Here is a 24,175-nt window from a genome sequence, read left to right on the forward strand (position 1 = left end):
CGCGACCCGGGCATTACTGCTGCGGTGCCGGACCGCCACCGACCTGCTGGCCGTTGACCGAAATCGGTCCGCCGGGAGTTGAGGCGTCGATTTCCCAGACCATTTCGCCCGAAGCGCCGGGTTTCGACAGCATCTTGGCCATTTGCAGCATCATCAGCGGCTGCTGCGCCTGTTCCGGCGGGGCGGCGTTCAGCGCGGCCTCGATCTTGTCCAGACCAGAGGCACTGATCCTGGCGGTGCCGCCGGGCGGCGTGTCGGCCGGCAGCTGCATCTGGCCTTGATAGTCGATCTGATAGCCCTCGCCCTTGATCTGGCTGGGCGCCAGTTCCAGCGCGATCGGGCTGCCGGCAAAGAAGGCGGCCTTCAACTGCACGGGATCGACCTTGGCAATCGGGTCCGCGGCGGTCAGGTCAAAGCCCTCGATGATCATCTTGACCGGCGCCGCCAGATCGAACTGGGATGCGGTGAAATCAAACGAGACCTCCTGCGGGATCACCGGCAGCGCCCATGGCGGCACGATCGCTTCGGGGATTTTCAGGCCGGTGATCCTGACCATCTCGCGGAAACGGCCATCGGCCTCGACGCCGGACAAGCCAATCTCGGCGCCGACATTGCTGGCCGTGAACTCGCCAAAGGGCGAGACGACCTTGAGATCGCGCAGGTTCATATCCACCGCAACGTCGTCCCAAAGCGGCATCGCGGCGCTGAGCTTGTCGCGCAGACCGTCCTGCGAATTGGCGATCAGCTCCTGCGACGGATGGGCGACAAACCAGGCCAGCAGACCCAGCATGCCGTCATTGCGGCTGCCCTTGATCGTCGCCTTGCCGTCATAGCCGGGTGAGGTGATGTCGAATTTCATCGCCCCAAACGGCGAAACCGCCGTGTATTCCACAGTCTGATACACTCCCTGCGCGCTATAGGTCATGTCGTGATCGACGCCGCCCGCCGCGGCGGGGCTGGCCTTCAGCACCGTCTCGGCCCGATCGATGCTTTGAGTGTCACGCGACATGACCTCATATTCGAGTTCGGCTTCGGGCGCGGGCTCGCCAGCCGCGCCGGGCGCGGGCGTCACCGGCAGGTATTGGGTGGTATTGACGGTATAGCCGGTCATCACCCCGGTTTGTTCGCGAAAGCCCGGCAGGGCCTCGTCCCAGATGCCGGTCGATTCGATCTTGGCCGAGCCGATCTGCTCCATCATGTTCGGGATGGTAAACGACCAGGACAGGGTCTGGTTCTCGGTCACGCCCCAGCTGCCATCGCCCTTGTCGGTCAGGTGATAGGTCAGGGTGCCGACCTCGAATTTCACGTCCGACTCGCTGGAGATCTGCGCCAGCAAGGGCGTCGGATCGATCACCAGATCATAGGTCTCGCCCTTGGGGGTGACGGTCACCACTCCATCGACACCCCCCAGATAGGTCTGAAAAATGCCTTTCAGACGCGCCGCGCCATCATCGGTGGCGGGCACCGCCCAAGCCGCCGAGACCGGCCCAAGGGCCAGCAGCGCCACGAGGCCATGCTTGAGATACATCAAAATCGCTCCTTCACTATGCCACAGCTCTTTTTTCCGGCGGCACTGTGGCAAATCGCCGGACGCAAGGGAAGACGTTGGAAAAATCCTAGAACTCAACCCCGGGCTGAGCCTTGATGCCGTCGCGGAAAGGGTGCTTGACCACCTCCATCTCGGTGACCAGATCGGCCAGCTCGATCAGTTCGGGCCTGGCGTTGCGGCCGGTCAGAACGACATGGGTCATCGGCGGCTTTTCGTCGCGCAGGAAGGCCACGACTTCGGCGATATCCAGATAGTCATAGCGCAGCGCGATGTTGATTTCGTCCAGCAGCACCATGCGAATCTCGGGGTCGCGGATCAGTTCCTTGGCCTTGTCCCAGCCGGCACGGGCGGCGGCGATGTCACGCGCCTTGTCCTGGGTTTCCCAGGTAAAGCCTTCACCCATGGCGTGAAACTGGCACAGCCCGCCGAAATGCGTGGTCAGCAGGCGACGCTCGCCGGTGTCCCATGCGCCCTTGATGAACTGCACCACCGCGCAGGGCATCTGGTGCGCGATGCAGCGCAGGATCATGCCGAAGCCGGATGACGACTTGCCCTTGCCCTTGCCGGTATGGACGATCACCAGCCCCTTTTCGCCCTGTTTTCCCTGCATCATGCGGTCGCGGGCGGCCTTGATCCTGGCCATCTTCTCGGCGTGGCGGGCGTTGTCGTCGGGCTCCATCGGGCACTCCTTTGCTTGACAAGTCGGGACCGGGCGCGCAGAGCATGGGCTGCGCTGGTTCCTGTCCTATGACAGGCCAAGAGGGAATGCGACAGGCGAAAGCCTGAAAGCAGCCGCCCCCGCGACCGTGACCGGAAAGGCCGCCCGAGGCCACTGGCAGCAATGCCGGGAAGGCGGGCCGGCCGTTGGCGAAAGCCTGAATCCGCAAGCCGGGAGACCTGCCCGCGCAAGAATTGACCGGCGGACGGGGTGTTCCTGCCCGGGCTTGCGCAGCCATGCGCGCCCGTATGCCTGCCCCATACCCGCCAGAACGGATGAAGGGCGCATGACCGTCACGCTGCATGTCTGCATCACCTGCCGGGCCAATGAACCGGCCAATGACGCGACCCTGCCGATGGGCGCGCGGCTGCACCGGGCGCTGACCGATCTGGGCGCCCCCGAGGGCGTGCGCATCGTCCCGGTCGAATGCCTTTCGGCCTGCGGCGCCGGTGCGGCTGTCGCGCTGAGCGGACCCGGGCGCTGGTCCTATGCTTACGGCCACATGACCGAGGCCGACGCCCCCGAAATCCTGCAAGGCGCCGCAGCCTTTGCCACGACCTCTGACGGCCTTGTGCCGTGGCGTGAACGTATCGCCATTTTCCGCAAGCGCAGCCTCGCGCGTATTCCTCCGATTGGGTAGCACATGACCGACCTGACCAAGACCCCCGTCACTGTCATCACCGGCTTTCTGGGCGCGGGCAAGACAACACTGATCCGGCACCTGATGCAGAACCCTCAGGGCAAGCGGCTGGCGGTGCTGGTCAATGAATTCGGCACCATGGGCGTCGATGGCGACATCCTGAAATCCTGCGCCGACGATAACTGCCCGGCGGAAAACATCATGGAGCTGTCGAATGGCTGCATCTGCTGCACCGTCGCCGACGACTTCATTCCGACGCTGGAAAAGCTGATGGCGATGCCGGTCAAGCCCGACCATATCCTGATCGAGACCTCGGGGCTGGCGCTGCCCAAACCGCTTCTGAAAGCCTTTGACTGGCCCGCGATCCGGTCGCGCATCACCGTGGACGGCGTCATCGCGCTGGCCGATGCCGAGGCCGTGGCAGCCGGCCGCTTTGCCCCGGACGAGGCCGCCGTGGACGCCCAGCGCAAGGCCGATGACAGCCTTGACCATGAAACGCCGCTGTCCGAGGTCTTCGAGGACCAGATCGCCTGCGCCGATATCGTGCTTCTGTCCAAGGCCGATCTGGCCGGCGAAGCGGGGCTCGCGGCCGCCCGCTCCGTCATCGAGGCCGAGGCCCCGCGCAAGCTGCCCATCCTGCCCCTGACCGATGGCGTCATTGACCCGCGCGTGATCCTTGGGCTGGGGGCGGCGGCCGAGGACGACCTTGCCGCCCGCCCCAGCCATCACGACGGCGCGGACGATCACGAACATGACGATTTCGATTCCGTCGTGATCGAGCTGGCGGAAATAACGGACCCTGCCGATCTGGCCGAACGGATTGCCCGGCTGGCGCGCGAACAGAACATCCTGCGCGTCAAGGGCCATGTCGCCGTCGCGGGCAAGCCCATGCGCCTGCTGGTGCAGGCCGTGGGCGAACGCGTGCGCCATCAATACGACCGGCCATGGGCTAACGACACGTCCCGTATCTCGCGCCTTGTGGTGATCGCCGAACATGACGACATCAATGAGGACGCGATCCGGGCCGTGCTGGCGGCCTGAGGCACGGGGGGCGCGGGCGTCATGCATGTCGTCTTTCGCGAAAGCCGGGGGCTTGAGGAAACCGAGGTCCCGACCGACCCCGGCCAAAGCCCCGCCGACATGGTGGCGCTGTCCTATTCCGACAGCGACCTTGGCGCTTTCGCGGCGGGCTGGCACCGGGCGCAATCGGGGACCGCAGGCGCGCGGCCCCCGCTGCCTTCGCTGCGGCTGTGCAATATCTCGGCGCTGCGCCATCCGGTTTCGGTCGACACCTACCTTGAAACCACGCTGGCAGGTGCGCGGGCCATCCTTGTGCGCCTGATCGGGGGCGAGGCTTACTGGCCCTATGGTGTGGCCAGTCTTCAGGACCTCGCCCGCCGCCGGGGCATTGCGCTGGCGCTTCTGCCTGCCGACGGGCGGCCCGATGACAGGCTGGAACGCTTTTCGACGCTCAAGCCGGCCACGCTGCACCGCCTGACCGCGCTTTGCGACGAAGGCGGCGCGGTCGCGGCACAGATGGCGCTGGCAGAGCTGGCCCGCGCCGCCGGCCTGCCCGCCAGCGATGTCAGCGGCGAAGCTGCGATCCCGCAATGGGGCTTTTACGACCCCGATACGGGCGTGATCCCTGCCCCCGCCCCCGGCTTGGGTGAAAATCCGGTTCTGGTCAGCTTTTATCGCAGCTATCTGACATCGGCCGACCTTGGCCCGGTGGATGCGATGATCCGGGCATTGCGGGGGGCGGGTTTTGCCGCGACCGGGGTCTTTGCCCCCTCGTTGAAGATGCCGGGTCTTGGCGCGTGGCTGGCCCCGCATCTGCCGGGACTGGCGGCCATTGTGAACATGACCGCATTTTCCGCCCGCGACGATCAGGGCGCGACGCCTTTTGACGCCTGCGACTGCCCGGTCTTTCAGGTGGCGCTGTCCACCGCGCCCCGCGATCTTTGGGCAGCCGACGACCGTGGCCTTTCCGCCGCCGATCTGGCCATGCATGTCGTGTTGCCCGAGGTGGACGGCCGTATTTTTCTGGGCGCCGTCAGCTTCAAGGCCGCAGAGCCACGCGATCCGGCGCTGCAGTTTTCCCGCCAGATCCATGCCCCTGACCATGACCGCATCGCTTTGGCCGTCGCGCGCATCAAGGCGTGGCACAGGTTGCGCGTGCCTGTGCGCAAGGCCGTCATCCTGTCCACCTATCCCGGCAAGGCCCATCAGCTTGCCCATGCCGTCGGGCTGGACGCGCTGGCATCCTGCGGCGAAATCCTTGGCATCCCGTATCAAGACCTTGGCAAACGGCTGACGGCAGAGCGCCTGACATGGCCGCTTGCCGACTATCGTGCCGCGCTGGCCAGCCTGCCCCGGTGCCTGCAGAACGACCTTGCCGCCGCATGGGGCGCAGCGGATACCGACCCTCTGATACGGGACGGCGCCTTCGCATTCGCCGCCATCCGCACCGATGACGCCCTGATCGCCCTGCAGCCCGAACGCGGAGAGGCACAGACCCGCGCCGACGATTACCACGACCTCAGCCGCACGCCGTGCCATGGCTATGTGGCCTTTTACCTGTGGCTGCGCGGACAGGCGGATGCGCTGATCCATATGGGCGCCCATGGCACGCTGGAATGGCTGCCGGGGAAATCGGTGGCGCTGTCGGACGAATGCTGGCCGCAGGCGCTTTTGGGCGATCTGCCGGTCGCCTATCCCTTTATCGTCAACGACCCGGGCGAGGCGGCGCAGGCCAAACGCCGCCTTGGCGCGGTGACGCTGGGGCATCTGCCTCCGCCTTTGGCCGATGCCGCGCTGCCGGAACGCCTGACCTATCTGGAACGGCTGCTGGACGAATACTCGACCGCGGACGGGCTGGACCCGCGCCGCCGCGACCGGCTGATCGGCGCCATCCGCGACGAAGCCCGCGCCGCCGGCGTCGAGGCAGATCTGGGCCTGCCCCCCGACGCCGCACCCGCGCAGGCAATTCCGCTGATCGACCGCTTTGTCTGCGACCTCAAGGAAAGCCGCTTTGGCGAAGGGCTGCACATCTATGGCACCGGACCTTGCGGAGCGCAGGAACGCGCGGGGCTGACACGCGCGCTGGCGGGGCAACGGGTCGCTCCGGGGCCGTCCGGATCACCCGCGCGGGGGCGGCAGGACGTGCTGCCCACCGGGCGCAACCTCTTCACTGTCGATCCGCGTGCCGTCCCCAGCCGCGCCGCCCATGCGCAGGGCATCAAGCTGGCCGAGGAACTGCTGCGCCGCCATTTGCAGGACCATGGCGACTGGCCGCGCGGGCTGGTCGTCGACCTGTGGGGCAGCGCCACCATGCGCACGGCGGGCGAAGACTTTGCCATGGCGCTGCATCTGGCGGGAATGGCGCCCAGATGGGACGCAAGCTCGGGGAGGGTCAGCGGCGTGGACATCTTGGCCCTGGCTGAGCTGGGACGGCCGCGCATCGATGTGACGCTGCGCGTGTCCGGCCTGTTCCGCGACGTGTTCCCTGGGCTTGCGCAATTGTTTGAAGCCGGCGCGGCGGCCTTGGCCGAACGCGACGAAAGCCCGGCCGACAACCCCTATTCCGGTCCCTGTCCCGGCACGCGCGCGCCCCGCGTCTTTGGCCCCAAGCCCGGACTTTACGGTCTGGGCATGTCCGATCTGGCCGAGACCTTCACCCAGGCCGCGCGCCATGCCGCGGGCGAGGCGTGGCTCGCGGCCTCATCCTACGCGATCGGCGCGGACGGAGGCATCCGGCACGACCCTCAGGCGATCCGCGACCGGCTGGCGGTCGCAGACGGGTTTGTCCATGCGCAGGACCTGCCCGAATCCGATTTGCTGCTGGCCAGCGACTATGCCGCGCATGAGGCGGGTTTCGCCGCCGCCATGGCCCGGCTGGGCGCTCCCGTGCCCGCGCTATACCACCTTGACGCCACGCGTCCCGACGCCCCCCGCGCACGTTCCCTGACCGAGGAAATCGCCCGCGTCACCCGCGCCCGCGCCGCCAATCCGGCATGGGCGGACGGCATGATGGCGCATGGCTTCCGGGGCGCGTCCGAGATCGCGGCGACGCTGGACCATATGGCGGCCTTCGCCAATCTGGCGGGCGTGGTGCCGGGGCATCTGTTCGACCTTTACCACGACGCCACATTGGGCCGCCCCGATGTCGTGGCCTTCATGCAGGCCGAAAACCCCGCCGCACTGGCCGCCATGCGCGACATGTTCATGCGGCTTCATGCCTCGGGGCTTTGGGTCACGCGGCGAAATTCGGTTCTGGCGGGACTGAAAGGGCTGGAGGCGGCACCATGACGGATTACGACATCAAGGGCTGGTGTCCCGGCGCATTGCGGCCCATGGCCTCTGGTGACGGGCTGGTCCTGCGGATCCGGGCGCGGAACGGGCGGCTGACACCCGATCAGGCGCAGGGCATCGCCGGACTGGCCCGGCAGCACGGCAATGGGCTGATCGACCTGACCAGCCGCGCCAATCTGCAATTGCGCGGGCTGAACGCGCAGGGACACGCCGCCACCATCGCAGCACTTGCGGAAATGGGGCTGCTGGACAGCGATGCCCGGTCGGAATCGCGGCGCAATGTGATCCTGTCCCCCTTTGCCACGGTCGGTGGACCGGCATGGCAGGTGGCCGAAGGGATTGCCCGCGCCATGACTCAGCCGGATGCCCCCGACACGCCCGGCAAGTTCGGCTTTGCCGTCGATGAGGACGTGCCGGTGCTGGGGGATGTGCCCTCGGATATCCGGCTGCGGCAAATCGGAACCGGCTGGCTGATCCTGCCCGATGGCGGCGACTGGGGATTAAGCGCGCCTGATACGGACAGCGCCGTCCATGCCGCAATGGCGCTGACGCGCTGGTTTGCGCAAGGCGGCATTCACGAAGGACGCGGGCGGATGCGCGACTATCTGCACCGCCAGCCGGACCTGCCCGCCGGGGCCGGGCCTGCCCCCCAAATGCCGATGCGTCAGGCGCCCGGTCCCGGTCCGGCGCCGAATGGCTGGATGCTGGGCTTTGCCTTTGGTCAGATCACGCCCGCCCAGCTTGCCACTGCCGCCAAGGCGGGACCGCTGCGCCTGACACCATGGCGCGCCCTGCTGATCGAGGGGGCAACGGAGCCTCCGCCGGTTCCGGGCGCGATCCTTGACGCCTCGGATCCCTTGCTGCGTATCCATGCCTGCACCGGCGCCCCCGCCTGCCCGCAGGCGCATGCCGATGTCCGGGCGCTGGCGCGACAGCTTGCCGCGCACCTTGCCCCCGGCCAAAGCCTGCATCTCAGCGGCTGCGCCAAAGGCTGCGCCCATCGGGGCCGGGCCAGCCTGACGCTGATTGCTGAAGGCCCCGACCGCTTTGACCTGATCCGCGACGGCGATATCCGCACGCCCGCAACCCAAACCGGGCTGAGCGCCGCGCAGATTCCGCTGTGACCTTGCCCAATGCCCCCGCGCGTGAGATAGCCGCGACACCTGAACGGAACCGCCCCATGCTGCACCAATACGAAACCGACGGCGCCCGGATCTACGCCCAGTCCTTCGCCACCATCCGGGCCGAGGCCGATCTGGCCCGCTTTGACGCCGACGAAGAGCCGGTCGTCGTGCGCATGATCCATGCCGCCGGGCTGGTCGGGCTGGAACGTGATGTGCGCTTTTCCCCCGGCATGGCCGCCGCCGCCCGGAAAGCGCTGCAGGACGGAGCCCCGATCCTGTGCGACGCGCGCATGGTCAGCGAAGGCATCACCCGCGCCCGCCTGCCCGCCGACAACCGCATCCTGTGCACGCTGAACGCGCCGGGCGTGCCGGAACTGGCGGCGGGCATGGGCACGACAAGATCCGCTGCCGCGCTGGAACTGTGGCGCGCCTATCTGGCAGGCGCGGTCGTGGCCATCGGCAATGCGCCGACCGCCCTTTTCCACCTGCTCAACATGCTCAAGGATCCCTCCTGCCCGCGCCCCGCAGCCATCATCGGCTGCCCGGTGGGCTTTGTCGGCGCGGCTGAGTCCAAAGACGCGCTGATGGATGACCTGCCCGCCCCCGCGCTGATCGTCAGGGGGCGGCTTGGCGGCTCGGCCATGACGGTCGCCGCCGTCAACGCGCTTGCCAGCCGAAAGGAATAGCCGCCATGGGTAAGGTCATCTGCGCGGGTCTTGGCCCCGGCGACCCCGATCTGATCTCGGTCCGTGCCGACCGCGCGATCCGCGGCGCCCGCCAGATCGCCTATTTCCGCAAGAAAGGCCGGGCGGGACAGGCCCGGCGCATCGTCTCGGACATGCTGGCGGCAGGGGTCACGGAACACGCGATGGAATATCCGGTCACGACCGAGATCCCCTTTGCCAGCCCCGAATACAACCGTCTGCTGGCCGCTTTCTATGACGACTGGACAACCCGGCTGGCGGCGCTGGCCGCGACCGACGATATCGTCGTCCTGTGCGAGGGGGACCCGCTGTTTTACGGCTCGTTCATGCATCTGCACACGCGCCTGCAGGGGCTGGCCGAGGTCGAGGTCATCCCCGGCATTCCCGGCATGACCGGCTGCTGGAACGTGGTCGGGCGACCGATGACATGGGGCGATGATGCCATGACCGTGCTGATGGGCACGCTGCCTGAGCCGGACCTGACCCGCCACATCGCCGCCACCGACGCCGTGGTGGTGATGAAGACCGGCCGCAACCTGCCCAAGATCGCCCGTGCCATCGCCAGCGCCGGGCGCATGGATGACGCATGGCTGGTCGAACGCGGCACCATGCCGAACCAGCGCGTGACGCCCTTGGCGCAGGCCGATCTGGAGGCCTGCCCCTATTTCGCCACCGTGCTGGTGCATGGCAACGGGCGCCGTCCCCAGATCAATCCACTGGCCGATGCCGAGGCCGCCGAATGACCGGCTGGCTGGCCGTCGCCGGTCTTGGGCCGGGCGCGGACGATCTGGTCACGCCCGAGGTTCAGGCCGCGCTGGCCGAGGCCACGGATATCGTCGGCTATATCCCCTATGTCGCCCGCGTGGCTCCGCGCCCCGGCCTCAGGCTGCACCCTTCGGATAACCGGGTTGAGCTGGACCGCGCCCGCGCCGCGCTGGACATGGCGGCGGCGGGGCGGCGGGTCGTGGTGGTGTCCTCGGGCGATCCGGGGGTCTTCGCCATGGCCTCGGCGCTGTTTGAGGCGCTGGAGGGCGCGCCCCCGCCCGATTTCGACATCCGCATCCTGCCCGGCATTACGGCGATGCTGGCCGCAGCGGCGGCGCTTGGCGCCCCTTTGGGCCATGATTTCTGCGCCATCAACCTGTCGGACAACCTGAAGCCATGGGCCCTGATCGAACAGCGCCTGCGGCTGGCAGCCAAGGCCGACTTCGCCATGGCCCTTTACAACCCGCGGTCAAAATCCCGGCCCGAGGGCTTTGCCCGCGCCCTTGATATCCTGCGCGAGGAATGCGGCCCGGATCGGCTGATTTCCTTCGCCCGCGCCGTTTCGACCCCGGAACAGGCGCTGAACACGGTCACACTGGCCGAGGCGCGGCCTGACATGGCCGACATGCGCAGCGTGGTCATCGTCGGCAACAGCGCCACCCGCCGCGTGGGCCACTGGGTCTATACGCCCCGGTCGGCAGCGCCATGAAGCCAGTCCATCACCTCGGCCACGCGCGCCACCACATGCCGCGCCGGCAGGGCGGGACGGTCGATCATCACCACCGGCAGGCCCAGTTCGCGGGCCGCGATCAACTTGGCCTCGGCGCCATGGCCACCGGCATTCTTGGTCACGACAAGGCCGATCCCGTGGCGCTGCATCAGCGCGATATCCCCCGCGACCGTGAACGGCCCACGCGAGACGATCAGCGTGGCGTCGCGCAGGGGATGGCTTGCGACCTCGGCGAAACGCAGCATCCAGCGGTGATTGCAGCCGACAAAGGGCGCAAGCTGCTGGCGCCCGATGGCCAGAAACACGCCCGAGCCGTCATTGGGCAACACGCTGGCCGCCGCCGCGAAATCGGCCACATGGCGCCAGCGGTCGCCGGGCTGCGCGGCCCAGGCCGGGCGCTCCAGCGCGATCAGCGGCACCCGCGCCCGGCCGCTGGCGGCGATGGCGTTATGGCTGATCGTGGCGGCAAAGGGATGCGTGGCATCGATCAGATGGGTGAAGCCTTCGACGCGCAGATAGGCGGTAAGGCCGTCGGCGCCGCCAAAGCCGCCGCTGCGCGTAGGCAAGGGCTGCGCCACCGGGTTCTGCAGCCGCCCGGCATAGGAATAGACCGCCTCAAACCCGGCATCGGCCAAGGCCTGCGCCAGCGCGCGGGCCTCGCTCGTGCCCCCCAGAAGCAGGATGCGCGTCATGGCTGATCCCTGGCTTTGCATCATCGGTCTGGGCGAAGATGGCCTTGCCGGCCTGCCGACTGCAAGCCGCGATGCGCTGGATCGGGCCGAAATCGTCTTTGGCGCGCCCCGGCATCTGGCGCTGGCGGGGCTGGCGCGCGACACGCGGGCACGGGAATGGCCGGTGCCCTTTGACCTTGGGCCGCTGATCGCGCTCAGCGGGCGGCGGGTGGCGGCGCTGGTCTCGGGCGATCCGTTCTGGCATGGCGCGGGCGGCAGCATCGCCGCCGCCCTGCCCGCCGGCGAATGGCGGGCGCTGCCGGTGCCGGGGGTCTTCTCGCTGGCCGCCGCGCGCCTTGGCTGGCGGCTGGAAGATGTGCCCTGCCTTGGCCTGCACGCCGCGCCCTTTGCCCGGCTGCGCCCGCATCTGGCGCGCGGCTGCCGGGTGCTGGCGACGCTGCGGGACGCGGCTGCCGTCCCCGCGCTGGCCGAATGGCTCTGCGCGCAAGGGCTGGAGGCTACGCGCCTGACCCTGCTGGAACGGCTGGGCGGGCCGCAGGAACGCATCCGGACCATGCGCGCCGACGCCCCCGCGCCATCCGACCTTCAGGTGCCGCTTGCGGTGGCGCTGGACGGCGCGGACCTGCCCCCGGGCGCTGGTCTACCGCGCGGCTTCGGCCTCTCTGACGACAGTTTTGTCCATGACGGCCAGATCACCCGCAGGCAGATCCGGGCCGTAACGCTGTCCACCTTGGCGCCGCGTCCCGGCGAAATGCTGTGGGATATCGGCGGCGGCTCGGGCTCGATCAGCGTCGAATGGTGCCTGAATGGCGGCCACGCCATCTGCATCGAGCCGCGCCCCGACCGCATCGCCAATATCGAAACCAATATCGCCGCCTATGGCCTTGGCACCCGGATGCGCGCCCTGCATGGCCGCGCGCCCGAGGCTTTGGCCGGCCTGCCCGCCCCCGATGCGATCTTTGTCGGCGGCGGGGCCGATGCGGCGCTGATCGCGGCCCTGCCCCCCGCCCGGCTGGTTGTCAATGCGGTGACCCTGGAAACCGAGGCGCTGCTGATCCAGTTGCAGGCCGCGCGCGGCGGCCAGTTGATGCGCCTTTCGCTGGAAGAAGCTGCACCCCTTGGCACCATGCGCGGTTGGAGCCCCGCGCGATCCGTCACCCAATGGAGCTGGCCATGAGGGTCGCGGGCATCGGCTTTCGATCAGCCGCAAGCCTTGCTTCGCTGACCGATGCGCTGGACCGCGCCGGACCGGCCGATGCGCTGGCGACCAGCACCGCCAAGGCGCAGGCCCCTGTCATCGCCGCATTGGCGCGGGCGCGCGGCCTGCCCCTGATCGGCGTCAAGGTCGCGGGCATCCCCACCCCCACGCAATCCGCGCGCGTCATCGCCATGCACGGCACCGGATCTTTGGCCGAGGCCGCAGCCCTGGCCGCCCTTGGCCCCGGCGCACGCATCGTGACCCCGCGCACCGTATCGCAAGACGGCATGGCCACCGCCGCCATCGCCGAAGGAGACCCCGCATGACCGTCCATTTCATCGGCGCAGGCCCCGGTGCGGCCGACCTGATCACCTTGCGCGGGCGCGACCTGATCGCCGCTTGCCCGGTCTGTCTTTACGCCGGTTCGCTGGTGCCGCAGGCACTGCTGGCGCATTGCCCGCCCGGCGCACGGATCGTGAATACCGCCTCGCTCAGCCTTGATCAGATCATCGACGAAATCGCTGCCGCCCATGCAGCGGGACAGGATGTGGCGCGTCTGCATTCGGGCGATCTGTCGGTCTGGTCGGCCATGGGCGAACAATTGCGGCGGCTGCGGGCGCTGGATATCCCCTATGACGTGACCCCCGGTGTGCCCGCATTTGCCGCCGCCGCCGCCGCTTTGGACGCGGAACTGACGTTGCCGGGTGTGGCGCAGTCGGTCGTCCTGACCCGGACCTCGGGGCGGGCCTCGGCCATGCCGGACGGCGAAACGCTGGCGGCATTCGGCGCGACGGGGGCGACGCTGGCCATCCATCTGTCGGTGCATGTTCTGGACCGCGTCAAGGACGAGCTGATCCCGCATTACGGCGCGGATTGCCCGGTCGCCGTGGTCTTTCGTGCAAGCTGGCCCGACCAGCGCATCATCCGTGCCACGCTGGGCAGCCTTGACCCCGCAATCGGCAAGGGCGAGCGCACCGCCCTGATCCTTGTCGGCCAAGCTCTGGACGCCAAGGGCTTTGACGAAAGCCGCCTTTATGCAGGCGATTACGACCGGCGCTTTCGCCCCGTGGGCACGGAGCCGAGGTTCCCCGAATGAAGGGCCTGATCATCAGTGCGCCCGCATCCGGCAGCGGCAAGACCACCGTCACGCTGGGGCTGATCGCCGCCCTGCGCGCACGCGGGCTGACCGTTCAGCCCTATAAAAGCGGGCCGGATTATATCGATCCGGCCTTTCACCGCGCCGCCGCCGGGCGCGAATCCTATAATCTGGACAGTTGGGCCATGGGCGGGGCCCAGATCGCGCATCTGATCGGCATGGGCGCCGGGGCTGATATCGCGCTGGCCGAGGGCTCGATGGGGCTTTTCGACGGCGTGGCCCGGCAGGGCGGCTGCGGAAACGGCGCCAGTGCCGATATCGCCGCGCTGACCGGCTGGCCGGTGGTGCTGGTCATGGATTGCAAGGGACAGGCGCAATCCGCCGCCGCCGTGGCGCTTGGCTTTCGCCAGATGCGCGCGGATGTGCGGCTGGCGGGCGTGGTGCTGAACCGCGTCGCCTCGGCCCGGCACGAGGCGCTGATGCGCCACGCGCTGGACCCTTTGGGCATTGCCGTCCTTGGCGTGCTGCCGCGCGATGCCGCGATCGAGCTGCCCGAGCGGCATCTGGGCCTTGTGCAGGCCCGCGAACATGCCACGCTTGAGGCCCTGCTGACCCGCGCGGGCGAGGCGGCCCAGCGGCATCTGGACCTTGACGCGATCATCGCGGCAGCCTCGGGCGGGCTGGCGGCGGAACCGTTTCGCGCCCTGCCGCCGCCCGCCGAACGCATCGCGCTGGCGCAGGACGATGCGTTCTCATTCGTCTATCCGCATCTGGTCGCGGGCTGGCGGGCGGCGGGGGCGACGATCCTGCCATTCTCTCCGCTGGCCGATCAGGGGCCCGATGACAGCGCCGGGGCCTGCTGGCTGCCCGGCGGCTATCCCGAGCTGCATGCCGGCCGTCTGGCTGCGGCCGGAAACTTTCGCGCCAGCCTGCAAGACTTTGCCCGGACCCGCCCGGTCCACGGCGAATGCGGCGGCTATATGGCGATGGGCGCGGGGCTGGTCGATGCCGATGGCACGCGCCACCAGATGGCCGGCCTTCTGGGGCTGGAAACCAGCTATGCCAAGCGCCGGATGCATCTGGGATACCGCCGCGCCCAGCCGCTGACCCCGCTGGCCGGGGCCTATGCCCAGGCCTTGACCGGGCATGAGTTCCACTATGCCAGCATCCTTGCCCAGCCCGACGCCCCCCTGGCCCTTGTGACCGATGCCAATGGCGAGGTGGTTGCCGAGACAGGTTCATATCGCGGCCACGCCACCGGCAGCTTCTTTCACCTGATCGCAGAATCCCTGACCGCGCCCTGACCCCGTCCTTGACCCCGGCCCCGCGATGGCATTTAGCTGAAACCCTGATCGGTGCCCGCAAGACGTCCTGCGTCGGGCTTAATCGGGAATGGGGTTCCAAGCCCCAGCCGCCCCCGCGACTGTAAGCGGAGAGCGTGCTTCGACAATGCCACTGGGCGCCCCCGCCCGGGAAGGCCGAGGCCACGCCCTGACCCGCGAGCCAGGAGACCGGCCGTCAGGACAACGCCAATCGCCGTCGGGTGTGACGGCAACAGGAGAAGAAGAACATGCATATCGAACCCGGAATCGTCACCGGCGCCAAGATCGCCCTCAGCTATGTCACCGCCGCCGGGGCGGGGGTCTATGCCGCGAAACTGGCCTGGCAAAGCCTGCGTCAGGGCGGCCTGCCCTCGCTTGCCGGGCGCAGTGTGCTGACCACGGCGCTGGCCTTCAGCTTTTTCCAGATCCTGCCGCATTTCCCGGTCGGCGTCTCCGAGGTGCATTTCATCCTTGGCTCGACGCTGTTTCTGCTGTTCGGCGCGGCGCCCGCCGCCATCGGGCTGGCGCTGGCGCTGGCGCTTCAGGGGCTGTTCTTCGCGCCCTTCGATCTGCCGCAATACGGCATGAACATGACCACGCTCTTGGTGCCGCTGTTCGCGCTGCAGGCCTTGGCGCGCCGCATCATCGCGCCGGGCACCGCCTATGTGGACCTGAGCTATGGACAGGCCTTCGCGCTGTCGACCGCCTATCAGGGCGGCGTTGTGGTCTGGGTCGCCTTTTGGGCGATCTATGGTCAGGGTCTGGCCGGGATCGGCGGCATCGCGACCTTTGGCGCGGCCTATATGCTGGTCGTCCTGATCGAGCCGCTGGTCGATCTGGCGGTTCTGGCCGGCGCGAAATCGCTGCGCGGGCTGAAAGACAGCGGGCTGGTCACCTCGCGGCTGTTTGCATAAGGCGCCCGCGCCGGCCGCGATCCAGATGATCGAACTGACCCTGATCGGGATCGGGACCGGCAATCCTGATCACCTGAGCCTGCAGGCGGTGGCGGAAATCGCCGCCGCCGATCTGATCCTGATCCCGCTGAAAGGCGCCCGGAAAGAGGATCTGGCCGGGCTGCGCCGCGCCATCTGCGAGCGCCATGCCGGGCCGCAGACGCGGATCGTCGAATTCGACCTGCCGCGACGCGACGCAGATGACCCCGATTACAAGCATGGCGTCAGCCGCTGGCACGATGCCATCGCCGAAAGCTGGCAGGCCGCGATCGGCGCCCATCTGCCGCAGGCATCGGGCAAGGTGGCGCTGCTGGTCTGGGGCGATCCCTCGCTTTACGACAGCACCCTGCGCATCGCCGAACGGCTGACCCTGCCGCTGACCCTCCGGGTCATCCCCGGCATCACCGCCATTCAGGCGCTGTGCGCCGCCCATGCCATCCCCCTGAACGCCGTCGGCGCCCCGGTCCAGATCACCACCGGCCGGCAATTGCGCGACCATGGCTGGCCCGCAGGCGTGGACCGCATCGTGGTCATGCTGGACGGCGATTGCGCGTTTCAAAGCCTTGACCCCAAGGGCGTGACCATCTGGTGGGGGGCATTTCTGGCCATGCCGGAACAGATCCTGATGCATGGCCCCTTGGCCAGCACCGGCCCCGAAATCATCGCCGCGCGAACTGATGCCCGCGCCCGCCATGGCTGGATCATGGACATCTATCTGCTGGAGCGCGTCAGCCGCTGAAAAGCCCGCCGTCCATGCCCGCGCGGAGGGAGGAGAGACGCGGCATGAACGGCGGTCACTGTCGGCACGACCCCGTGCGGCGGGGGACGGAAATGCGGTCCCGTCCCCCTCAGCCTGTGCCGCGACGCAGCATCGCACAAGCAAAAACCTGCATTCCGCGCATCCTGCTGGGATATCTGCCCGCTTATTGGTCAGATCCGGCGCAAGCGCCCGAAAACTGTCCGTTCCCGACATGAAATATCGTCCCGGCGCACAGGCTTCACGCAATTGGCATGAAACGCTGCGTTGGCAGAATTGCGCGACTGTGCAAATCTGGGCGGACGCGATCCACGAATGCAGCCATACGCCACATGAAAGGAACGACGACATGCGCCTTATCCTGACCGCCGCTGCCATTGCCGCGCTGCCACTAACGGTCCTTGCGCAGGATGACGACCCGATCCATCAGGCCGTCGAGGCCCGGCACGGTTTCTACCAGATGCTGGCGATCAACATGGGCACGCTGGCCGGCATGGCCAAGGGCGACATCGCCTATGACGAGGCCGCCGCCAGCACCGCCGCCGCCAATATCGAGGCGCTGACGAAATACAACCTGCCCAGCCTGTTCATCGAAGGCAGCGAATCCGGCAAGGCCGAGGACAGCGCCGCGAAACCCGACATCTGGGCCAATCTGGACGATTTCCGGGCAAAGTTCGCCGGTCTGGGCGAGGCTGCAACCGGCGCCTCTGAGGCGGTCAAGGGCGGTGCCGAAAATGTCGGCCCGGTGGTGGGCAAGCTGGGTGAAGCCTGCAAGGCCTGCCACGACAAGTATCGCGAAAAAAGCTGATGGCCGGCGGGCCGCGCAAGATCCGGCTGTGGGACCCGCTGCTGCGCGGGTTCCACTGGTCCCTGGCCTTTTTCGTGATCCTGAGCTGGTGCCTAGGCCAGTTCGGGCCCGCGAAAATGACCCTGCATTTCTGGAGCGGCTATGCCATCACCGGCTTGCTGATCTTTCGGCTGGTCTGGGGCTTTGTCGGCCCCGCCCCGGCACGGTTTTCGCATTTCCTGCGCGGACCGGGCGCGATCCGCGACTATGCCAGCCACATGTTCCTGCGCCAGCCCAGCTATTGGCCCGGCCATAACCCGCTGGGGGCGCTTTCGGTCATCGCCATGCTGGCGGTGCTGGCGGCACAGGTCACCACCGGGCTGATCTCGGACCCCGACGATTACATCAATGTGGGGCCCTTGGCGAAATATGTCGCCAGTTCGACCCGCAGCACCGCGGTGGGCCTGCACGAGCTGGGCGCGAACCTGATCCTGCTTCTGGTCGTGCTGCATATCGCCATGATCCTGTTCTATCGCTACTGGAAGCATGAGGATCTGGTGACCCCGATGCTGACCGGCGAAAAGGAGCTGCCCGAGGAGATCGCCCGGGCAATCGGCGGCGACCGGCCTACACCCGAAGGTGAACGGACCGGGCGCTGACATAATATTGATCGAATCGCGCCACCGTGGCAGCCTGTAGGAACGGTGGTCAAGGGGGAACAGCGCCTGAGTCTTGGGGCGTCACCGTTCACGCACCCCTGACGCTGCCGTCCCGACGTGTTGCAACCACGAAAGGAGCATGACGCATGACAAAGCTTACCGCTGCACTTGCCGCGTTGACCTTGTCGCTGACCGCGCTTCCGGCCTTTGCCGAATGCGCCGGAAAGAACAAGCCGCATGACGTTTCGGCAACGACGAGCACCGAGAAACCGGTGATCAAGGCGCCCAAGGGCAGCGTCTGACGGGAATGCAAAGGGCGGCATCCATGCCGCCCTTGTGCTTTCCTACCCGCTCGGAGAAAGATTCAGTTGAACTTGTTGTCGCGCGGGAAACCGCGCGGGGCCATGTAGCCGGCACCCGCCCGCTTGCCCAGCCATGCGGTCAGGTCCGGCTCGCTGCGGGTGCGCCCGCCGCTTTCCTGCCAGCGCAGCCCCTCGGCCAGGGTGATGCAGACTGCATCCGACAGCCCGCCATCCTTGAACTTCTGCAGCCGCACGCCCTTGCCGCGGCCCATTTCGGGCAGCTCGTCCAAGGGGAAGACCAGCAGCTTGCGGTTCTCGCCCACCACGGCGACATGATCGCCGCTGACCGGGCGGCACAGCAGCGCATCGCCGTTCAGCACCTGCTTGCCCGAGCGGGTCTGCGCCATGATGTCGCCCGCGCCGACGATGAAGCCGTCGCCGGCCTTTGAGGCGACCAGATAGCGCGCACCGTCCCGCCACGGAAAGAGGTCAATCACGGCGGCGTCGTTGGGCAGGTCGATCATCAGCCGCAAGGGTTCGCCCATGCCGCGCCCGCCGGGCAGGTTGTTCGCCGGCAGGGTATAGAAGCGGCCATTGGCGCCAAAGATCATCAGCTTGTCGGTCGTCTCGGCATGCAGCGCCAGGAACGGGCCGTCGCCATCCTTGAACTTGACTTCGGCATCCAGCGGCTGGTGGCCCTTCATGGCACGGATCCAGCCCATCTTGGACAGGATGACGGTGACCGGCTCGCGCTCGATCATCGAATCCATGTCGATCTCGGCCACGTCGCCGGCTTCGCCGATCTCGGTCCGGCGCAACCCTCCGGGGGCGGATTTGCCGAACTTGCCGCGCGTCTCGCGCAGTTCCTCGGCGATGCGGGACCACTGGCTGCCCTCATCGGACAGCATGGCGGCCAGCGCCTCGCGTTCCCTGGTCAGGTTCTCGTGCTCGGCCCGCAGCTCCATTTCCTCAAGCTTGCGCAGCGCACGCAGGCGCATGTTCAGGATCGCCTCGACCTGAACCTCGGACAGCTTGAATTCGGCCATCATGACCGATTTCGGGTCCTCTTCGTAGCGGATGATCTCGATCACCCGGTCAAGGTTCAGGAAGGCGATCATATAGCCTTCCAGCACCTCAAGCCGCGCCGCGATCTTCTCCAGCCGGAAATTCGCGCGCCGGACCAGCACCTCGCGGCGGTGGTCAAGGAAGGCGCGCAGCACCTCTTTCAGCGAGCAGACCTTGGGCACGCGGCCGTCGATCAGCACGTTCATGTTCAGCCCGAAACGGATCTCGAGGTCCGAGACCCGAAACAGCGCCGCCATCAGCTGCTCGGCATCGACCGAGCGCGCGCGGGGCTCCAGCACGATGCGGATATCCTCGGCGGATTCGTCGCGGACATCGGCAAGGATCGGCACCTTCTTGGTCTGGATCAGCTCGGCCAGCCGCTCGATCAGCTTGGATTTCTGCACCTGATAGGGGATCTCGGTGACGACGATCTGCCATTGGCCACGGCCCAGATCCTCGACATTCCAGCGCGCGCGCAGGCGCAGGCTGCCACGCCCGGTCCGGTAAGCCTCGGCGATGGTGGCGCGATCCTCGACCAGCACGCCGCCCGTCGGGAAATCCGGGCCGGGGATGATCGAGACCAGCGTCTCGTCGCGGGCATCGGGGGACTTGATCAGATGCAGGCAGGCGTCGATCACCTCGTGCAGGTTATGGGGCGGCACGTTCGTCGCCATCCCCACGGCAATGCCGCTGGCGCCGTTGCACAAAAGGTTCGGAAAGGCGGCGGGCAGGACCACCGGCTCTTCCAGAGTGCCGTCATAGTTCGGGCGGAAATCGACCGCGTCCTCGGCCAGCCCCTCCATCAGGGCTTCGGCGGCGGCGGTCAGGCGGGCCTCGGTATAGCGGCTGGCGGCGGGGTTGTCGCCGTCGATATTGCCGAAATTGCCCTGACCGTCGACCAGCGGGTAGCGCATGGCAAAGGGCTGCGCCAGACGCGCCATCGCATCATAGATCGCCGCATCGCCATGCGGGTGATAGTTGCCCATCACGTCGCCGGTGATCTTGGCCGATTTGCGGAAGGCGCCGGTGGGCGACAGCCTGAGTTCGCGCATCGCGTAAAGGATGCGGCGATGCACGGGCTTGAGCCCGTCGCGGGCATCGGGCAGCGCGCGGTGCATGATCGTGGAAAGCGCATAGGTCAGGTAACGCTCGCCGATGGCACGCGACAGCGGCTCGGATACGGTCTGACCCGCGCTGGGATCGGGGATGGTCGGATCGTCGGACATGGCCTGTGAATAGGGCGGCGCGGGGCTTCGGTCCAGCCGGAAAAGCGCGGCTTGCGCGGCGCCCCGCCATGGCCCAGAACCGCCGCATCAAAAGGGGGCGTGCATGAAGACCGTTCTGATCACCGGCTGTTCGTCAGGCATCGGGCTGGACGCCGCCCATCACATGCGCGCGCGCGGCTGGCGCGTCATCGCCACCTGCCGCAAGGAGGCCGACATTCAGGCCCGCCGCGACGAAGGGTTCGAGACCCTGCATCTGGAACTGGCCGATGAAGACAGCGTCGCCCGCTGCGCCCGCGATGCGCTGGCGCTTGGCCCGGTCGATGCGCTGGTCAACAACGCCGCCTTCGCCATCCCCGGTGCCGCCGAGGACCTGCCGCGCGGCGCCCTGCGCGCCATATTCGAGGCGAACCTGTTCGGCACCCACGACCTGACCCGGCATTTCCTGCCGCATTTCCGCCAGCATGGCGGGCGGGTGATCAATATCAGCTCGGTCCTCGGGCTGGCCGGGATTCCGTGGCGCGGCGCCTATGTGGCGACGAAATTCGCGCTGGAGGGTCTGACCGACGTGCTGCGCGTCGAGATGGCCGACACGCCCGTCCGGCTGGTGCTGATCGAGCCGGGCCCCATCGGCACGCGCATCCGGGCGAACTCGATCCCGCATTTCGAGGCTTGGATCGACTGGCAGTCCAGCGCGCGCGCGGATCAATACCGCCAGACGCTGCTGAAACGCCTTTACGAGCCGTCAGCGAAAAAGGACCGCTTCGAGCTGCCGCCCCGCGCCGTCAGCGAAAAGATCGCGCTGGCGCTGGAAAGCGCGAACCCGCGCCCGCGCTATTACGTCACCACGCCCACCTGGATCGCCGGGATCGGGCGGCGGCTGCTTTCGACGCGCGCACTGGACTGGTTTGCGCGCCGCAGCTAGGTTAACCGGCGAAAGGCCCTGCCCATGCAAGACAAACCCCTGTTCTACCTGCTCGTGATCTGCTGCCTTGCGGTGGTGGTGATCCTTGCCATCGGCATTGGCGGCTTTGCCAAGGGCGGCGAATTCAACCGCAAGCACGGCAACCGCATGATGCGCTGGCGCCTGATCGCGCAGGCCGTCGCGATCGCGGTCTTCATGCTGTATCTGTGGGTCAGGGGCGGCTGATGGTTGTCCTGAACCGCATCTATACCCGCACCGGCGACAAGGGCGAGACCGCATTGTCGGACGGCCAGCGCGTGCCCAAGCATTCCCTGCGGGTCGAGGCCTACGGCACCGTCGATGAGCTGAACGCCACGCTGGGCCTTGCCCGCCTGCATGCAAGCGGCGATCTGGCCGCGCAGATCGCGGTGATCCAGAACGATCTGTTCGACCTTGGCGCGGACCTGTCGCGCCCGCAGATGGATCGCGACGCCGACGCCCCCTATCCCGTCCTGCGCATCATCGAATCGCAGGTCCAGCGGCTGGAAACGGAAATCGACGCGATGAATGCCGGCCTCAGCCCGCTGCGCAGCTTCATCCTGCCGGGCGGCAGCGCGCTTTCCGCGCATCTGCACCTGTGCCGGACCGTGGCGCGACGGGCCGAGCGCGCCGCAGTCGCCCTTGCCGCGCATGAGGACGCCAATCCCGCAGCCCTCAAGTATCTGAACCGGCTGTCGGACTGGCTCTTCGTCGCCGGCCGCGTCGCCAATGACATGGGCGCGCAGGACATCCTTTGGGTGCCCGGCGCCAGCCGTTAGCGTCAACATGACAGGATCGTTGCGTAACAGGGCGTAACCGACGATTTTTCCCTGTCATTGCGGGTCATGGCCCGCTAACAAACGCCTCGAACAGGTGACGCAACCAAAGGGGAGAGGCCATGAAGGTTCTCGTGCCAGTGAAGCGCGTGATCGACTACAACGTGAAAGCCCGTGTGAAGGCTGACGGGTCCGGTGTCGATCTTGCAAACGTCAAGATGTCCATGAACCCGTTTGACGAGATCGCGGTCGAAGAGGCGATCCGTCTGAAAGAGGCCGGCAAGGCCGAAGAAGTCATCGCGGTTTCCATTGGCGTCAAGCAGGCGGCCGAAACCCTGCGCACCGCGCTGGCCATGGGCGCCGACCGCGCCATTCTGGTCGTCGCCGCCGATGACGTGCATCAGGACATCGAGCCGCTGGCCGTCGCCAAGATCCTTGCTGCGGTCGCCAAGGCCGAGGGCACCGAGCTGGTCATCGCCGGCAAGCAGGCCATCGACAATGACATGAACGCGACCGGCCAGATGCTGGCGGCGCTCTTGGGCTGGGGTCAGGCGACCTTTGCCAGCAAGCTGGAAATCGACGGCGGCAAGGCGAAAGTCACCCGCGAAGTCGATGGCGGGCTGCAGACCATCGAGGTCGCGCTGCCCACCGTGGTGACCGCCGACCTGCGCCTCAATGAGCCGCGCTATGCGTCGCTGCCGAATATCATGAAGGCCAAGAAAAAGCCGCTGGATGAAAAGACGCCCGCCGATTACGGCGTCGATGCCAGCCCGCGCCTCGAAGTCGTCTCGACCCGCGAACCCGAAGGCCGCAAGGCCGGGATCAAGGTCGGCTCGGTCGATGAGCTGGTCGGCAAACTCAAAGAAGCGGGGGTGATCTGATGGCTGTTCTTCTGCTGGGTGAAGTCACCAATGGCGAACTGAACCGCGACGCGACGGCCAAGGCCGTGGGCGCGGTGAAATCCCTGGGCGATGTGACCGTGCTTTGCGCCGGCGCCTCGGCCCAGGCCGCCGCTGCCGAGGCCGCCAAGATCGACGGGGTCAGCAAGGTTCTGGTCGCCGAGAACGCGCTTTACGGCCACCGCCTGGCCGAGCCGACAGCGGCGCTGATCGTGTCGCTGGCAGGCGATTACAGCCACATCGCCGCCCCGGCGACGACGGATGCGAAAAACGTCATGCCCCGCGTCGCGGCCCTGCTGGATGCGATGGTGATCTCGGATGTTTCGGCCGTGATCGACGCCGACACGTTCGAGCGCCCGATCTATGCCGGCAACGCCATCCAGACGGTGAAATCGAAAGACGCCAAAAAGGTCTTCACCGTCCGCACCGCCAGCTTTGACGCGGCGGGCGAAGACGGCGCGGCTGCGGTCGCGGATGCCGCCCCGGCCGCTGATCCGGGCCTCTCGGCCTGGGTCGCCGACGAGGTCGCCGAAAGCGACCGCCCCGAACTGACCTCGGCCAAGCGCGTGGTCTCGGGCGGGCGTGGTGTCGGCTCCAAGGAAAGCTTCGAGATCATCGAAAAGCTGGCCGACAAGCTCGGGGCCGCCGTCGGCGCCTCGCGCGCGGCGGTCGATTCGGGCTATGCGCCGAATGACTGGCAGGTCGGCCAGACCGGCAAGGTCGTGGCACCCGAGCTTTACGTCGCCGTCGGCATCTCGGGTGCGATCCAGCACCTTGCCGGGATGAAGGACAGCAAGGTCATCGTCGCCATCAACAAGGACGAAGAAGCCCCGATCTTCCAGATCGCCGATTACGGCCTGGTCGGCGATCTCTTTACCGTGCTGCCGGAATTGACCGAGAAGCTCTGAGCTTCTTTCATGTTCAAATATCCCGGGGGGACGCCGACGGCGTGGGGGCAGAGC

At 67.4% G+C, this 24,175-nt stretch carries 25 protein-coding genes and 2 riboswitches; of the genes, 21 read left to right on the top strand and 4 right to left on the bottom strand.

The genetic code is table 11. The features are described from left to right. Positions 1-13 precede the first annotated feature (13 nt). Positions 14-1,528, bottom strand: coding sequence for a hypothetical protein (locus DFP89_RS14020; protein ID WP_114350020.1), 1,515 nt, complete (start codon positions 1,526-1,528; stop codon positions 14-16). A gap of 88 nt (positions 1,529-1,616) precedes the next feature. Continuing rightward, positions 1,617-2,228 carry a cob(I)yrinic acid a,c-diamide adenosyltransferase gene (gene cobO / locus DFP89_RS14025; RefSeq protein ID WP_114350021.1) on the bottom strand — a complete coding sequence of 204 codons (612 nt, stop codon included), beginning with the start codon at positions 2,226-2,228 and terminating at the stop codon, positions 1,617-1,619. Between the two features lie 38 nt (positions 2,229-2,266). After that, positions 2,267-2,468: riboswitch (cobalamin riboswitch) on the top strand. Between the two features lie 85 nt (positions 2,469-2,553). Here cobO and DFP89_RS14030 point away from each other — a divergent pair. Genes DFP89_RS14030 through cobJ form a run of 7 tightly spaced genes read left to right on the top strand, consistent with a single transcriptional unit; the run spans position 2,554 to position 10,520 of the window. Next, positions 2,554-2,907 (top strand): DUF1636 family protein, encoded by a 354-nt coding sequence (locus tag DFP89_RS14030; protein WP_114350022.1) that lies wholly within the window; start codon positions 2,554-2,556, stop codon positions 2,905-2,907. A 3-nt stretch (positions 2,908-2,910) separates the two neighbouring features. After that, positions 2,911-3,948 (top strand): cobalamin biosynthesis protein CobW, encoded by a 1,038-nt coding sequence (gene cobW, locus DFP89_RS14035; RefSeq protein WP_114350023.1) that lies wholly within the window; start codon positions 2,911-2,913, stop codon positions 3,946-3,948. Positions 3,949-3,969: 21 nt separating this feature from the next. Continuing rightward, complete coding sequence (gene cobN, locus DFP89_RS14040) at positions 3,970-7,215, top strand: cobaltochelatase subunit CobN (protein WP_114350024.1); 3,246 nt, start codon at positions 3,970-3,972, stop codon at positions 7,213-7,215. Next, positions 7,212-8,342 (top strand): precorrin-3B synthase, encoded by a 1,131-nt coding sequence (locus tag DFP89_RS14045; protein ID WP_114350025.1) that lies wholly within the window; start codon positions 7,212-7,214, stop codon positions 8,340-8,342. Before cobN ends, DFP89_RS14045 begins: the two co-directional genes overlap by 4 nt. Before the next feature lie 56 nt (positions 8,343-8,398). Further along, positions 8,399-9,028: a precorrin-8X methylmutase gene (locus tag DFP89_RS14050; RefSeq protein WP_114350026.1), complete on the top strand. Its 630-nt coding sequence runs from the start codon at positions 8,399-8,401 to the stop codon at positions 9,026-9,028. A 5-nt stretch (positions 9,029-9,033) separates the two neighbouring features. After that, positions 9,034-9,789: a precorrin-2 C(20)-methyltransferase gene (locus DFP89_RS14055; RefSeq protein WP_114350027.1), complete on the top strand. Its 756-nt coding sequence runs from the start codon at positions 9,034-9,036 to the stop codon at positions 9,787-9,789. Then, positions 9,786-10,520 (top strand): precorrin-3B C(17)-methyltransferase, encoded by a 735-nt coding sequence (gene cobJ / locus DFP89_RS14060; RefSeq protein ID WP_114350028.1) that lies wholly within the window; start codon positions 9,786-9,788, stop codon positions 10,518-10,520. Before DFP89_RS14055 ends, cobJ begins: the two co-directional genes overlap by 4 nt. On the opposite strand, the gene DFP89_RS14065 is transcribed toward cobJ, so the two are convergent. Then, the gene (locus DFP89_RS14065) at positions 10,493-11,233 is read right to left on the bottom strand and encodes a cobalt-precorrin-6A reductase (RefSeq protein WP_114350029.1); all 741 of its coding nucleotides are present in this window, start codon (positions 11,231-11,233) and stop codon (positions 10,493-10,495) included. The two genes, cobJ and DFP89_RS14065, sit on opposite strands and share 28 nt — an antisense overlap. Between DFP89_RS14065 and cbiE the strand changes: the two genes are divergently transcribed. From cbiE to DFP89_RS20345, 9 genes are all read left to right on the top strand, one after another. Continuing rightward, the gene (gene cbiE, locus DFP89_RS14070) at positions 11,232-12,410 is read left to right on the top strand and encodes a precorrin-6y C5,15-methyltransferase (decarboxylating) subunit CbiE (RefSeq protein WP_114350030.1); all 1,179 of its coding nucleotides are present in this window, start codon (positions 11,232-11,234) and stop codon (positions 12,408-12,410) included. The genes DFP89_RS14065 and cbiE overlap by 2 nt on opposite strands. Then, positions 12,407-12,757, top strand: a complete 351-nt coding sequence (locus DFP89_RS14075; protein ID WP_114350031.1) for a cobalamin biosynthesis protein — start codon at positions 12,407-12,409, stop codon at positions 12,755-12,757. The genes cbiE and DFP89_RS14075 overlap by 4 nt, the downstream gene beginning before the upstream one ends. Then, entirely contained in the window at positions 12,754-13,527 is a 774-nt protein-coding gene (gene cobM, locus DFP89_RS14080; protein WP_114350032.1) for a precorrin-4 C(11)-methyltransferase, read from the top strand. The genes DFP89_RS14075 and cobM overlap by 4 nt, the downstream gene beginning before the upstream one ends. Further along, complete coding sequence (locus DFP89_RS14085; RefSeq protein WP_114350033.1) at positions 13,524-14,831, top strand: cobyrinic acid a,c-diamide synthase CobB; 1,308 nt, start codon at positions 13,524-13,526, stop codon at positions 14,829-14,831. Before cobM ends, DFP89_RS14085 begins: the two co-directional genes overlap by 4 nt. Before the next feature lie 31 nt (positions 14,832-14,862). Then, positions 14,863-15,061, top strand: a riboswitch (cobalamin riboswitch). Positions 15,062-15,097: 36 nt separating this feature from the next. Beyond that, positions 15,098-15,763 carry an energy-coupling factor ABC transporter permease gene (locus DFP89_RS14090; protein ID WP_114350034.1) on the top strand — a complete coding sequence of 222 codons (666 nt, stop codon included), beginning with the start codon at positions 15,098-15,100 and terminating at the stop codon, positions 15,761-15,763. Between the two features lie 25 nt (positions 15,764-15,788). Further along, positions 15,789-16,541, top strand: coding sequence for a precorrin-6A synthase (deacetylating) (cobF, locus tag DFP89_RS14095; protein ID WP_114350063.1), 753 nt, complete (start codon positions 15,789-15,791; stop codon positions 16,539-16,541). A gap of 367 nt (positions 16,542-16,908) precedes the next feature. Beyond that, complete coding sequence (locus tag DFP89_RS14100) at positions 16,909-17,367, top strand: c-type cytochrome (RefSeq protein WP_114350035.1); 459 nt, start codon at positions 16,909-16,911, stop codon at positions 17,365-17,367. Then, on the top strand, positions 17,367-18,005 hold the full coding sequence (locus DFP89_RS14105) for a cytochrome b/b6 domain-containing protein (RefSeq protein ID WP_114350036.1): 639 nt from the start codon (positions 17,367-17,369) through the stop codon (positions 18,003-18,005). The genes DFP89_RS14100 and DFP89_RS14105 overlap by 1 nt, the downstream gene beginning before the upstream one ends. 146 nt (positions 18,006-18,151) lie before the next feature. After that, positions 18,152-18,307 carry a hypothetical protein gene (locus DFP89_RS20345; protein ID WP_181870343.1) on the top strand — a complete coding sequence of 52 codons (156 nt, stop codon included), beginning with the start codon at positions 18,152-18,154 and terminating at the stop codon, positions 18,305-18,307. Positions 18,308-18,369: 62 nt separating this feature from the next. On the opposite strand, the gene parC is transcribed toward DFP89_RS20345, so the two are convergent. After that, positions 18,370-20,598, bottom strand: coding sequence for a DNA topoisomerase IV subunit A (gene parC, locus DFP89_RS14110; protein WP_114350037.1), 2,229 nt, complete (start codon positions 20,596-20,598; stop codon positions 18,370-18,372). 103 nt (positions 20,599-20,701) lie between these two features. On the opposite strand from parC, the gene DFP89_RS14115 reads away from it, so the two are divergent. From DFP89_RS14115 to DFP89_RS14135, 5 genes are all read left to right on the top strand, one after another. Continuing rightward, a complete protein-coding gene (locus DFP89_RS14115) occupies positions 20,702-21,520 on the top strand; it encodes an SDR family NAD(P)-dependent oxidoreductase (protein ID WP_114350038.1) in 819 nt (272 codons plus the stop codon). A gap of 24 nt (positions 21,521-21,544) precedes the next feature. After that, positions 21,545-21,745, top strand: coding sequence for a twin transmembrane helix small protein (locus tag DFP89_RS14120; RefSeq protein WP_114350039.1), 201 nt, complete (start codon positions 21,545-21,547; stop codon positions 21,743-21,745). Continuing rightward, complete coding sequence (locus DFP89_RS14125) at positions 21,745-22,317, top strand: cob(I)yrinic acid a,c-diamide adenosyltransferase (RefSeq protein ID WP_114350040.1); 573 nt, start codon at positions 21,745-21,747, stop codon at positions 22,315-22,317. The genes DFP89_RS14120 and DFP89_RS14125 overlap by 1 nt, the downstream gene beginning before the upstream one ends. Positions 22,318-22,436: 119 nt before the next feature. Then, a complete protein-coding gene (locus DFP89_RS14130; RefSeq protein ID WP_114350041.1) occupies positions 22,437-23,195 on the top strand; it encodes an electron transfer flavoprotein subunit beta/FixA family protein in 759 nt (252 codons plus the stop codon). After that, positions 23,195-24,121 (top strand): electron transfer flavoprotein subunit alpha/FixB family protein, encoded by a 927-nt coding sequence (locus DFP89_RS14135; RefSeq protein ID WP_114350042.1) that lies wholly within the window; start codon positions 23,195-23,197, stop codon positions 24,119-24,121. Before DFP89_RS14130 ends, DFP89_RS14135 begins: the two co-directional genes overlap by 1 nt. Positions 24,122-24,175 lie beyond the last annotated feature (54 nt).

Origin of the sequence: Paracoccus lutimaris, from assembly GCF_003337565.1 — a bacterium.
Taxonomy (GTDB): domain Bacteria; phylum Pseudomonadota; class Alphaproteobacteria; order Rhodobacterales; family Rhodobacteraceae; genus Paracoccus; species Paracoccus lutimaris.